Here is a 12,298-nt window from a genome sequence, read left to right as displayed (position 1 = left end):
ATCTACAACCAAGAGCGCCCGCACCTGTCCTTAAAATACAAAACGCCCGATGCAGTGCATCGGGCGTTAGGGTGAGATAGGTGTAAACCTATTTCAGGACTAGACACACTGTTTCGGCACGTTTCATCAACCACATCGCTGGCAGCCCATCGACGATGTCGCATACCATGGCGCCACTCACACAAAGACAGACATCGCTCATGCTCAAAGCCAGTCTGCGTAGCCACCTCACCCTTTGGTTTACCGGTTTGTCCCTGCTGACGTTGTTGAGTGTCGGCTTTTATGTCGGGCACATCGCCACTGAACAGATGAAACAGGCCAGCGGTAATGCGCTGCTCAATACTGCGCGGTCGGCGGCCACGTCGCTCGGCGAACAACTGCGCGAGCGCCAGCTTGAGGTTTATATGCTCAGCCGGGCGTCTCATCTGGAGCGTGGCGATCTCGATAACCCGGCGATTCTGAAGTCGATGCAGTTGCGCACTCAGGCGCGTACCGAGTACGCGTGGATGGGCGTAACCGACGCCGAGGGTCGCGTACATCAAGCCGTGAATGGGCTGTTGGTCGGTCAATCGGTGCAGCAACGACCGTGGTTTCAGGCCGGGTTACGTGGCCAATACACCGGTGATCCCCATGAAGCCGTGCTGCTGGCCAAGTTACTCCCGGGCATGCCAAACGGCGAACCGCTGCGTTTTATCGATTTTGCCGCCCCCATCCACAATGCCGAGGGCCAGGTGATTGGCGTGCTCGGCGCCCACGCTCACTGGAGCTGGATCACGCGTATCGTCGAATCGGCGGCGTTTTCGCACAAGAACGCTTCGCCGGACATTGAGGCGCTGATCATCGATAACGACGGGAAGGTCTTGTATCCCGAAGCCCTGATGGGCCAGCAACTGGCAACGAACGATTCGAAGTCGAGCGGATGGTCCGTCGGTAACGGTTATCTGACCAGCATGGTCACCGTGCCCACGCCATCAACCACGAAACTGTCGTGGTCGATTGCCTTACGTCAGCCACTGGAAACCGCACTGCAACCGGCACACCTGCTGCTCTATAAGCTGTTGATTCTTGGGGTTTTCGCAGCCGTGATATTTGGTGTGGTGGCGTATTACCTGGCGCTGTATCTGAGCCGTCCGATCGAGCAACTCGCGCGCTCGGCCAAACAGGTACAGGACAACCAGCCCGGCGCGCACTTCCCTCTTCAACATCCGGTTCGGGAAATTGCCCAGCTCGGCCAGTCAATCGAGGCGATGACCCATTCGCTGCTCGGCAAAGAGCGCGAACTGCAGCAAGCCAACGCCACGCTCGAAGCCACCGTGGCACAACGCACCGCCGACCTCATGCAGGCCAACGCCGAGTTGCTGAACCTCGCGACTCACGACGCCCTGACCGGCGTCTTCAACCGTCGCCGTTTCGACGAAAAACTCACCGAATACAGCCTGCTGTTCCGGCGCACGGGGCGGCCGTTCGCGTTACTGCTGATCGACGCCGACCACTTCAAACGCATCAATGACACCCACGGTCATGCGATCGGCGACGAAGTGCTGCAACAATTGGCGCAATTGATTCAGACCAGCCTGCGCACCACCGACTTCGTGGCACGTTACGGCGGTGAGGAGTTCGCCGTACTGCTGCCGGAAATCAGCATGCCCGACACGCCTGAGAGGGTCGCCGAGAAGATCCGCGCTGCAGTGGCCGAGGCTGATTTCGCCACCGCCGGGCAGGTGACGGTCAGCGTCGGTGTCGGGTTGGCTGACCCGGCGGACAACAGCCCCGGCAATCTGATCAAGCGCGCGGATCAGCAGTTGTATCAGGCCAAAGCGGCGGGTCGTAATCAAGTGGCCAGCCACGGTTACAGTGCAACGCCGACACAACCGTAGGCGTTGTCTGGTTTCACTGGGCAGCGCCTACCGGGGAAAACACCTGCAGATACGCCAGCAGATTTTCGAGTTTTTCCTCGTCGCTCAGCCCCCAGAAAATCATCCGCGTGCCCGGCACCACGCCCTTGGGATCTTTCAGGTAAGCCTTCAGTGTTTCGTGATCCCAGGTCACCCCTGAGTTCTTCATTGCTTCGGAATACACGTAATTCGCCGACGTCCCGGCCGGTCGACCGATGATGCCGTTGAGCTGTGGGCCAAATCCCGGGCGAGCGGATTCGCCGACCTGATGGCAGCCGCCACACAGGCGCGGGAAGATTTTTGCGCCGGCTTCAGGGTCGCCTGCGGCGTGGGCAGTGATGCTGAGCAAGCCAGCCGTGAGGATCAGAACTGAAGACAGTGACGCGCGGTTTTTCATTTAGGGTTCCGGGTCGGCATAAAAGACGGGCGGCGCAAGGGTAGCACTTTGGTTTTCACAGGTAAGCGCCAACGACCTTTCTGACAGTGATCAAGGCCTGGCGCAACACCGCCATGTCCACCGAGCCCAATGCCAGGCGAATCGCGTGTGGCGCATGGGGCGACACGGAAAACGGCTCGGCGGTGGTGACCGAAATCTGTTCGTGCATCAATTCGACGACCATTTGATCGGCGCGCACGTCTTCCGGCAGCGGTAGCCACAGGAAGTACGAGGACGGATGGCCGATGCAGGTCAGCCCTTTGAGCCACTCGGCGGCCAATGCCTGGCGCGCCTTGGCGTCTTGGCGTTTTTGTTCTTCAAGCCGTGTGACGGTGCCGTCGTCGAGCCAGCCGCAGGCCAGCGCCGTCATCACGCCCGGCGTGTTCCAGGTGGTAGCGCGAATGATGCGCTCCAGTGCCGGCACCCTGGGCGCAGGCGCCGCGATAAAACCGACGCGCAGGCCCGTGGCAATATTCTTGGAAAGTCCCGTCACGTACACCGTGCGCTCAGGCGCCAGGTCGACCAACGCACGCGGTGGGTTTTCCACCAGAAACGCGTAGGCCGCATCTTCAATGATTGTCAGATCATGCCGCCGGGCAATCGCGACCAGTTGCTCACGCTGCTCAAGAGGCGTCACCCACCCTAACGGATTGTGCAGGGTCGGCATGCTGTAGACGGCGCGCACCGAACGGCTGCGACAGAGCGTTTCCAGCGCCTGAAGATCCGGCCCCTGATCGCCGAGCGGGATCGCCACCACTTCCAGATGCAGGGCCTCGGCCAACACCTTGAACCCGGAATAGGTCAGCGCATCCGCCGCGATCACGTCGCCCGGTTTGAGCAGCGCCATCAACGTCACCGCCAGTCCTTGCTGGGCACCGTTAACGATCAGCACTTGCTCGGTGTCGACCTGTACGCCACGGGTTTGCAAGTGTCGAGCGACAGAGGCGCGTTCGTGTTGACGACCCGCGTGGGGTTGGTAGCGCAGCAGCGCTTCGAGATCACCGGACAATGCCAATTGCCGCAGCGCAGTGCGCAACAGGTCAGCCTGACCGGGCAGCGACGGGTAATTGAAATTGAGGTCGATCATGCCGACCGCTACGTCCTTTTGATCAATGCCCAGCCCCGCCGATAACGACGTTTCACGCACAAACGTCCCTCGTCCGGTCTCGCCGCTGACCAGGCCCATCGCCTCCAGTTCGGCGTACACCCGCGAGGCCGTGACCAACGCCAACCCCTCTTTGGCGGCCAGTTCTCGATGAGTCGGCAATCGCGTACCGGGCGCCAAACGTCCCGCGCGAATATCGGCGGCGTAGAGGTCAACGAGGGTCTTGTAGCGCGAGCGTGGCATGTCGGAATGTATCCATGACAATTCTTTGATTGTGCTGATTTTCGGCCCCAGCATGGCGGCAATGCAACCCCACCTTTGAGCGTGCCTTAACATGGAACGGATTTCGAACCTGACTCACCCGGCCGTGGAAAAAACCAGCGGCTGGATCAACGGCTTTATCGGCGTGGTGATCTTCAGCGGATCGCTGCCGGCCACGCGGGTGGCGGTGCTGGAGTTCGATCCGGTGTTTCTCACCGTGGTGCGCGCCGCCATCGCCGGGTTGTTGGCGGTGACATGGCTGTGGTTGTTTCGAGCGCGGCGACCGGCACGGACTCAGTGGCGGTCGTTGCTGATTGTGGCCATGGGTGTGGTGCTTGGGTTTCCACTGTTGACCGCACTCGCGTTGCAACACGTCACGTCGGCGCATTCGATTGTTTTTGTAGGATTGCTGCCACTGTCTACTGCGATGTTCGCCGTGCTGCGCGGCGGTGAGCGGCCTCGACCGGTGTTCTGGGGCTTTTCGCTTCTGGGCAGTGCCTTGGTGGTGGGCTTCGCGCTATCCCAGGGTATCAGCGCCTCGCCCACCGGTGACTTGCTGATGCTCGCGGCGATTCTGGCGTGCGGCCTGGGTTATGCCGAAGGCGCAAAACTGTCGCGAAGCCTCGGCGGCTGGCAGGTGATCTGCTGGGCATTGGTGTTGTCGTTACCCGTGATGGCACTGTTGAGTCTGTGGCTGGCGCCCGCCTCGCTCAATCACATCAGCCTGTCGGCGTGGCTGTGCCTGGCCTACGTGTCGCTGTTCAGCATGTTGATCGGGTTTGTGTTCTGGTATCGCGCACTGGCGCAGGGCGGGATCGCGGCAGTGGGGCAGTTGCAGTTGTTGCAACCGTTTTTCGGTTTGGCGCTGGCCGCGACGTTGCTGCATGAACAAGTCAGCATCGGCATGCTCGCGGTGACGCTGGGCGTGATTGTGTGTGTGGCCGGGGCGAAGAAATTCGCCCAATAATGCTCAAGTGCCGGCCTTCCACTCCCGAGGGCTTGATCCGGTCTTGCGTCGAAACGCCCGGGCCAGCGCCGAAGGACTTTCGTAACCGACCTCTTCGGCGATCAGTGCAATCGGTTTGCCCTCGCGCAGGCGTTTCTGCGCGAGGCTGACCCGCCAACTCAGCAGGTAATCGGCCGGAGTCTGCCCGACGACGCGGCGAAACTGCTCGGCAAATCCGGCGCGGGACAGATTGGCAGCAGTCGCCAGGTCAGCCACGCTCCAAGGTTTTGCCGGTTGTTCGTGTATCAGGTTCAAGGCGCGAGACAAACGCGGATCGGCCAGCCCGGCCATCATCCCCGGTTGTTGGTCACGATTGCTGATGAGGTGGCGCAACAGCAGAATCACCAGCAATTCGAACAGCCGATCCATCACGGCGACGCGCCCGCAATGCCCTTCGAAAGCTTCCTTGAACAGCCACTCCAGGGTATTGCCCAGCTCGGGGATCTCGGTGAGTTTGAGCACCAGATAATCCGGCAGCGCGGCCGCCAGAGCGTTTCCGGAGCCGCCGTCAAAGGTCAGTGTCGCGCAGACCACTCTCGTGTCCATGGACTCGTCGGCAAACATTCGGTGGGCAAAGGGTCTGGGAAAAAAAACCAGCGACGGTTCATCGAGTCGTATCTCACGCTCATTGCCCGGTTTGAGCAACAACTCCCCCGCCTGCAGCAGATGCACATGCCCGTTTGGCTCGCCGTCGTGAACGCTGATGCCGCAAAAGTTGCCGCTGTGAAACGTGCCGGCATGGACAGCGAAATGACTGAGTAACGTGGAAAGGCGATCCATGGGCGACTCCTCAACGGCATATCTGGACGAACTGTCGCATATCCTCGACGATTTGCAGCCAATACGCCAGTCACCCTCATTAACATCCTCTCCATCGCCGGTGCACTTCGCACCGGACTTTCGGAGAATCACCATGAGCCGCATCCACGCTATCAGCCTCGACACCGCCACCGACGCCACCCGCCCGGTACTCGAAGGCGTAAAAAAGAAAATCGGCTTCCTGCCCAACGTGTTCACCACACTGGCCAAGGCCCCGGTGGCGCTTGAGACCTACCTGCAAGCTTCCGCGATACTCGGTAAAACCTCGCTGAGCGCCAAGGAGAAAGAAGCGGTTTACCTCGCCACTTCGCAGGTCAACGGTTGCGATTATTGCCTGGCGGCGCACACCCTGTTTGCCAGCAAGGCCGGACTATCGGCGCAGGACATCGGCGCAGCGCGTCAGGGCGAACTCAATGCCTACGCCGCCCTCGCCCATCAACTCACCGAAAGCCGAGGTCAGTTGAGCGATGAGCAGATTGCCGCCGCCCGCGCTGCCGGGATCGATGACACGAAAATAATTGAGGTGATTGCGCTGGTGGCGGTACAGACACTGACCAACTACCTGAACAATGCAGCGTTGACCGATATCGATTTCCCGGCAATCTGAAACCTGGATACACAAAACCCTGTGGGAGCCAGGTTGCTGGCTCCCACTGTTGATCAGTGGTGCTCCACTCCGGCACGTTTGAGCAGTTTCTTGCAGCGTTCCGACAGATGAAACACCTGCAAATGCTTGCCGGCCTTTTCGTAACGCTCACGCAGGGTTTTCAGCGCGGCAATCGCCGAGTAATCGACAAAGCTCAAATGCCGGCAATCCAGCGTCACTTTTTGCGGATCGTTGGCCGGGTCGAACTGGTTGAGGAACGGCGTCGCCGAGGCGAAAAACAGCGTGCCGTGCAAGCGATAGAGTTTGCTGCCGTCGGCTTCCATGTGCTGATCGGCGTACAACTCGCGAGCCTGCTGCCAGGCAAAATTCAACGCGGCGATGATGATCCCGCACAGCACCGCCGTGGCCAGATCGGTGAACACGGTGATGATGGTCACAGCGATGATCACCAGCACATCGTTGAGCGGCACTTTGTTCGCCACCCGCAACGAGGCCCACGCGAAGGTCTGCTGCGAGACCACGAACATCACGCCGACCAGCGCCGCCAACGGAATACGTTCGATCAGCGGCGACAGAAACAGAATGAACAACAGGATCAGCACGCCCGCCACCACGCCGGATAAACGCCCGCGCCCGCCAGAGCTCAAGTTGATCACGGTCTGGCCGATCATCGCGCAGCCGCCCATGCCACCAAAGGCACCGGAAACCATGTTCGCCGCACCCAGCGCCACGCATTCGCGATCCGGGTAGCCACGGGTTTCGGTGATTTCGTCAGTGAGGTTGAGGGTCAGCAGGGTTTCCAGCAGGCCGACCAGCGCCATCAGGATCGCGTAGGGGGCGATGATGCGCAGGGTTTCAAAGTTCCACGGGATGTCCGGCAACGCGAAGGTCGGCAGGCCACCAGCGATATGCGCCATGTCACCGAGGGTGCGGGTCGGCAGGCCGAGCAGATACACCAGCAGGCCAACACCGAGGATCGCCACCAGTGCCGGCGGCACCGCACGGGTCAGGCGCGGCAAGATGTAGACGATAGCCATGGTCAACAGCACAAGCCCGGTCATCAGGTACAGCGGCGTGCCGCTGAGCCAGTCTTCACCGCTCTTGAAATGCTCCAGTTGCGCCAGCGCAATGATGATCGCCAGGCCGTTGACGAAGCCGAGCATCACCGGGTGCGGCACCATTCGCACCAGTTTACCCAGGCGCAACAGCCCGAACGCCATCATGATCAAACCGCCCAGCAACACCGTTGCCAGCAGATATTGCACGCCTTGCTGCACCACCAGCGCAACGATTACCACCGCCATCGAACCTGCCGCACCGGAGACCATCCCAGGCCTGCCACCGAACAACGCGGTCAGCGTACAAATGATGAAGGCGCCGTACAGGCCCATCAGCGGATTGAGGTGGGCCACCAGCGCAAATGCAATGCATTCGGGCAACAGGGCGAACGAGGTAGTGAGTCCGGCCAGGACATCGGCGCGCAGACGTATCGGTTTCATGGCTTACCTGATTGAGCGGCCGACAAACACGGCCGCTTTTATTGGGTGAAAAGAGTGTTGCGCAAAAGAGGGTTGCGAATGTTACGGAATTGTCCGCGATGGGGCCAGTGATCGCTGACACTTGTGGACCCGCGCTTTATGCTGGCGCTCTTGTGCACTGATCGAGTTCGAACATGGCTGTATTTCTGACCGCCCGCGAGGTTTGCCAACGATTGCGTGAGGCTGCGCTGGGCGTACTCGCGCTCAAGGTGTGCGAAACATCCACCGGATCAGGATGGGTAGTGGTCGACATCGAAGGCTGGCACCTGCTGCTGGATTTTGCAGGACAACAGTTGCATCACTGTGAATACGCCCGCAATCCCGATGGCCAGGAAGGCACGCTTGAGACGTGGCAGCGCTATGGCACTGATCCGGTGAGTTTGCTCAGTACCTGGGAATTGGCGCAGGTTGAAGCCTTGTTGATGGGGCCGGCGAACACGGTTGCTCAATGATGGCACTATGCCCATAATTCGCCCCCCCTTATATTCCCACGCAAGGAACTGCCGTGAAGAAGTCGCTATTGTTGATCCCGATGTTGGCGCTGTTGCTGCAAGGGTGTGGCATGACCATGACCCGCTATGAACCGAGCTACGAAAACGTCCAGAAGCTCAAACAAACCCCGCCGCTGCATGCGATCAGCAATCCTCAGGTCACCGCGCAATCCGGTGAAGGCTCGCTGTTTGTGCGCGCCAATCCTGTCCGTTCACCGTCCGGCAGCATCCCGGCGCACATCCAGGACGCCATCACCGAAGAACTGCGCAAGGCCGGTCTGCTGGATCCGCAAGCGCAGCGTCAGTTGAAAGTGCTGGTGGTGAAGAACGAACTCAGCGCCGGCATGGGCACGGGTAACGGCAAACTGGCTGCGCGTTTCACCCTGCTCAACGGCAACGATGTGGTGTACGACGCGACCAAGGATGTCAGCAGCCAATGGAGCAGCAGCTTCTTCGGGTTTATTGCGATCCCGAACGCGGTCAACGCTTACAACCCGATGCTGCGTGACCTTCTGAAGGAACTGTACAGCGATCCGCAGTTCGTTCAGGCATTGAAGTAACAGACAAGAAAAGAGCCGCAATCGCGGCTCTTTTTTTGGCTTCAGGCCCGTGGGATTTGGGCTCCAAGTGATGAGTATTTCAGGCTGTTGCGCTCGACCATTTGCTTGAGCAGTGCGTTGACCTGGCGAGTGAAGGTGTCACTCATTGCCTCTTTAGGCGTGTTGGCCATCAGCGGGATGAACCAGATACCGAACCAGGTGCCAATTGCATCGTGATTGCTCGCGGTCGTCGTCGCCTGACCTTGATCATCGAGGGTTTCCAGGCTCATGGTGTACTGATCGGTGCCATAAGCCGGGATCACCATCATGCTGAAACCGCTGATGAACGCCAGCACCATTTGCCCACCATTAGGCGGATGGTTGTACACCTTCAAACGCAGGTTGTAGTCGCCCGGCTGCTTCTGAAATTCGTCCAGAGTGACACGGCCGAACAGGCCGGAGTCGGAGAGGATTTTCTGCAGTTGTGGCTTGAGTTGATCGCGCGCCTGCGGCACTTCAGTGGCAGAGGCACTTTTCGGCTCGCCCTGATAGAAATCGAAATCAACATAAACATTTGGCTTATTGGCGTAATTGGCCATCGACGGCAGTGTCACCGGCGCCACTTCATCTTGGGTGAAACTGGCGCAACCGCCCAGCGTGATGACCAGGCCCAGCGCCAGGACTTTCCCGAATTGCATAATGTCTGTCCCTCTGTAAACAATGCCGAATGATGGCAATACGCCTCCACCTCGGAAGCCGGGCGGATTCTAGAGCGCGCGACCGTTTGGGGAAAGACTGAATGGGAAAAACTGGCAAAAAATTTGTCTTCACTGATGCCAAACGAGCTGACTGATTCCAGACCAAGGAAAACCTTTACTGCAAAGTGCTGCCGGGTTTTGTCGAACCGCTGCGGGAAGCCTCGGCGGTGCTGCGCGAAAGCGATGATCCGCTGATCGGCTTGCGCGCCTATGTGGCGGCGCGAATTCGGATCGCTCGCGAGCATCCGTGCATCGCCGAAGTGTCCAGCGCTGAACGGCTGTTCGGCAGTCAGCAGTCGCCGGCTGAATGCCGTGATTGCTGCACGCCGAATCGCAGTGCAATGTTGAATGACCCACCGTTTTCGCGAGCAAGCCCGCTCCCACATGGACGACTCGGTGTGGCTAGAACACGATATCGACGGCAGGTTTGACGTCGACCCGCGCCACCGAACCGGTCAGGTGCGCGAGGTCTTTGTTATGTTCGGCAATGATGTCTTCAGCCTTCATGTTGCCGTTATCAAGGGTGGAATGAGCGTCCGAGGCCAGCACCACGTCGTAACCCAACTGATGGGCCTGGCGCACGGTAGCGTTGACGCAGTAGTCGGTTTGCAGGCCGCAGATCACCAGGCTTTCAAAGTCTTCGATCGGCAGCAGCTTGCTCAGATCGGTCTGATAGAAAGAGTCCGGTGTGGTTTTGCGTACTCGCAGATCGTTCGCCGAGGTCTCAAGCCCTTCGGCGAGTTGCCAGCCATCGGCGCCATGGGCCAGGGGGCTGTCGTTTTCCTCATGTTGAATGAACACCACCGGAACCCCTGACTGACGCGCGCGGGCGCTGAGGTCGTTGATGGTGTCGATCACGCGGAGGACGTCGTAGCACTGGTATTGGCCCGAGCACAGGGCATGCTGGACGTCGATGATCAGTAATGCGGTTGTCATGATGAGCCTTCCTTGATCAATCCTTGAGGCGGGGACGGACGCGAGCCCGCCCCCTTTTTTACGCCTTTCAGTAACCCAGCGACAACCCGGTATTGCGACGTGGGTCGTTGGCGCCGTAGAAACGGTTTTTCCCTACCGGCTGACCGCCCAGTGACGGCGCACCCACCAGGATCGCGGCAATGTGGTTGGCATCCTGCGGCCCGGCAAACTTGTGGCCCCAGCTCTCGAGGATTTTCTTCGTGTCCGGGCTGGCGGCGAAGTCTTCGAGGTTGGTTTCTTCCGGCATCCATTGCTGGTGAAAGCGCGGCGCATCGACCGCTTCCTGCAAGCCCATGCCGTAGTCGATGACGTTGAGCATGGTCAGCAAGGTGGCCGTGATGATGCGGCTGCCGCCCGGCGTGCCGACCACCATCACCACTTTGCCGTCCTTGGTGACGATGGTCGGGCTCATCGACGACAGCGGTGCCTTGCCCGGCGCAATGGCGTTGGCTTCTCCCTGTACCAGACCGTACATATTCGGCACGCCGACCTTGGAGGTGAAGTCGTCCATTTCGTCGTTGAGGATCACCCCGGTCTTGCTCGCCATCACGCCCGCGCCAAACCAGTCATTGAGAGTGTAAGTGACCGACACCGCATTGCCCCACTTGTCGACGATCGAATAGTGCGTGGTGTTGCTACCTTCATGGGGCGCCACGCCGGGTTTCAACTCAGCCGACACGCCGGCCTTCTGCGGCTGGATCGCATTGCGCAGTTGGGTCGCATAGTTTTTGTCCAACAGGTGCCCGATCGGATTCTTCACAAAATCCGGATCGCCGAGGTAGCTGTTGCGATCCACGTAAGCGTGACGCATCGCTTCGATCTGGTAGTGCATGCCTTGGGCCGAATGGAAGCCCAGATCCTTCATCGGATAGCCTTCAAGAATGTTCATGATCTCGCAGATCACCACACCGCCGGAGCTCGGTGGTGGTGCCGAAACCACGTGATAGCCTCGGTAATCGCACTCAATGGGCGCCAGCTCGCGCGTCTTGTATTGATCGAGGTCGGCCTGAGTGATGATGCCTTTGTTGGCCTGACTGGACGTGACGATGGCGTCGGCCACCCAGCCTTTATAGAAACCGTCGGCGCCTTTTTCGGAAATGGTGCGCAGGGTCTTGCCGAGGTCCTTCTGCACCAGTTTTTGCCCGACCTGCATCGGCTCGCCGTTGCTGAGGAAAATCGAGCCGGAATCACGCATGTCCTTTTTGAACACGTCGGTGGCGTATTCGAGCAGCTCGACGTCACCCTGCTCCAGCTCGAATCCGTCCTCGGCCAATTTAATCGCCGGGGCGATCATCTCCGTGCGTGGTTTGGTCCCGTACTTGCTCAGCGCCAATTCCATACCGGACACAGTGCCGGGCACGCCGACCGCCAGGTGCCCACGGGTACTCAGGTCGGGGATGACGTTACCTTCCTTGTCGAGGTACATGTTGGCGGTCGCGGCCAGTGGGGCTTTTTCGCGGAAATCGAGGAAGGTCTTGCGCCCGTCCGCCAATTGAATGGTCATGAAGCCGCCACCACCAAGATTGCCCGCAGCGGGATAAACCACCGCCAGCGCATAACCCACCGCCACCGCCGCATCCACCGCGTTACCGCCACTTTTCAATACATCGACGCCCACATGAGTGGCCAGGTGTTGCGCGGTCACCACCATGCCGTTTTCGGCGGCAACCGGCGCCACCGACGCGGCGTGAGCCATCACGCAACTGAGTGCCAGTGAGGTCGCAATCAGCGATTTGGTCAACGGTTCGTACTTCATGAGTCGATCTCTTTTTTGTTTTAGGGGCTGTGCAAAACAGAGGGGAACGCTTCAAACGCATCAAGCAGTATGGCCGGGTTTGCGCATTGCGCCTGCCCGCTCTCGGGCACAG

General features: G+C 59.6%; 13 protein-coding genes. 6 read left to right on the top strand and 7 right to left on the bottom strand.

Annotated features, from left to right (window positions below; translation table 11 throughout):
* Positions 1-200: 200 nt before the first annotated feature.
* Complete coding sequence (locus tag AACY02_RS24220) at positions 201-1,877, top strand: sensor domain-containing diguanylate cyclase (RefSeq protein WP_339434111.1); 1,677 nt, start codon at positions 201-203, stop codon at positions 1,875-1,877.
* A 13-nt stretch (positions 1,878-1,890) separates the two neighbouring features.
* Here the strand turns inward: AACY02_RS24220 and AACY02_RS24215 are convergent, their stop codons facing one another.
* The gene (locus tag AACY02_RS24215; RefSeq protein ID WP_339434110.1) at positions 1,891-2,292 is read right to left on the bottom strand and encodes a c-type cytochrome; all 402 of its coding nucleotides are present in this window, start codon (positions 2,290-2,292) and stop codon (positions 1,891-1,893) included.
* Between the two features lie 55 nt (positions 2,293-2,347).
* Positions 2,348-3,679, bottom strand: a complete 1,332-nt coding sequence (locus AACY02_RS24210) for an aminotransferase-like domain-containing protein (protein WP_339434109.1) — start codon at positions 3,677-3,679, stop codon at positions 2,348-2,350.
* A 91-nt stretch (positions 3,680-3,770) separates the two neighbouring features.
* Here AACY02_RS24210 and AACY02_RS24205 point away from each other — a divergent pair, with 91 nt between their 5' ends.
* A complete protein-coding gene (locus AACY02_RS24205; protein WP_339434108.1) occupies positions 3,771-4,664 on the top strand; it encodes a DMT family transporter in 894 nt (297 codons plus the stop codon).
* Between the two features lie 3 nt (positions 4,665-4,667).
* Here the strand turns inward: AACY02_RS24205 and AACY02_RS24200 are convergent, their stop codons facing one another.
* On the bottom strand, positions 4,668-5,483 hold the full coding sequence (locus AACY02_RS24200; protein ID WP_339434107.1) for an AraC family transcriptional regulator: 816 nt from the start codon (positions 5,481-5,483) through the stop codon (positions 4,668-4,670).
* A 133-nt stretch (positions 5,484-5,616) separates the two neighbouring features.
* Between AACY02_RS24200 and AACY02_RS24195 the strand changes: the two genes are divergently transcribed.
* Entirely contained in the window at positions 5,617-6,129 is a 513-nt protein-coding gene (locus tag AACY02_RS24195; protein ID WP_339434106.1) for a carboxymuconolactone decarboxylase family protein, read from the top strand.
* A gap of 53 nt (positions 6,130-6,182) precedes the next feature.
* On the opposite strand, the gene AACY02_RS24190 is transcribed toward AACY02_RS24195, so the two are convergent.
* On the bottom strand, positions 6,183-7,628 hold the full coding sequence (locus tag AACY02_RS24190) for a SulP family inorganic anion transporter (protein ID WP_339434105.1): 1,446 nt from the start codon (positions 7,626-7,628) through the stop codon (positions 6,183-6,185).
* Positions 7,629-7,801: 173 nt separating this feature from the next.
* On the opposite strand from AACY02_RS24190, the gene AACY02_RS24185 reads away from it, so the two are divergent.
* Together AACY02_RS24185 and AACY02_RS24180 are read left to right on the top strand one after the other, a co-directional pair.
* Positions 7,802-8,119 carry a DUF7693 family protein gene (locus AACY02_RS24185; protein ID WP_339434104.1) on the top strand — a complete coding sequence of 106 codons (318 nt, stop codon included), beginning with the start codon at positions 7,802-7,804 and terminating at the stop codon, positions 8,117-8,119.
* 53 nt (positions 8,120-8,172) lie between these two features.
* Positions 8,173-8,718, top strand: a complete 546-nt coding sequence (locus AACY02_RS24180; protein ID WP_339434103.1) for a hypothetical protein — start codon at positions 8,173-8,175, stop codon at positions 8,716-8,718.
* 41 nt (positions 8,719-8,759) lie between these two features.
* Here AACY02_RS24180 and AACY02_RS24175 read toward each other — a convergent pair whose 3' ends face one another.
* Positions 8,760-9,395 carry a hypothetical protein gene (locus tag AACY02_RS24175; RefSeq protein ID WP_339434102.1) on the bottom strand — a complete coding sequence of 212 codons (636 nt, stop codon included), beginning with the start codon at positions 9,393-9,395 and terminating at the stop codon, positions 8,760-8,762.
* A gap of 185 nt (positions 9,396-9,580) precedes the next feature.
* Here AACY02_RS24175 and AACY02_RS24170 point away from each other — a divergent pair, with 185 nt between their 5' ends.
* The gene (locus AACY02_RS24170) at positions 9,581-9,886 is read left to right on the top strand and encodes a TetR family transcriptional regulator C-terminal domain-containing protein (protein WP_339434101.1); all 306 of its coding nucleotides are present in this window, start codon (positions 9,581-9,583) and stop codon (positions 9,884-9,886) included.
* On the opposite strand, the gene AACY02_RS24165 is transcribed toward AACY02_RS24170, so the two are convergent.
* Positions 9,858-10,391: a cysteine hydrolase family protein gene (locus tag AACY02_RS24165; RefSeq protein ID WP_339434100.1), complete on the bottom strand. Its 534-nt coding sequence runs from the start codon at positions 10,389-10,391 to the stop codon at positions 9,858-9,860. The genes AACY02_RS24170 and AACY02_RS24165 overlap by 29 nt on opposite strands.
* 67 nt (positions 10,392-10,458) lie before the next feature.
* Complete coding sequence (gene ggt / locus AACY02_RS24160; RefSeq protein WP_339434099.1) at positions 10,459-12,186, bottom strand: gamma-glutamyltransferase; 1,728 nt, start codon at positions 12,184-12,186, stop codon at positions 10,459-10,461.
* Between the last annotated feature and the right edge of the window lie 112 nt (positions 12,187-12,298).

The organism is Pseudomonas sp. EA_65y_Pfl2_P78, from assembly GCF_963970495.1.
GTDB lineage: Bacteria > Pseudomonadota > Gammaproteobacteria > Pseudomonadales > Pseudomonadaceae > Aquipseudomonas > Aquipseudomonas baetica_A.
Note: the sequence above shows the minus strand (reverse complement) of the source record. Positions and strands in the feature narration are given on the sequence as shown.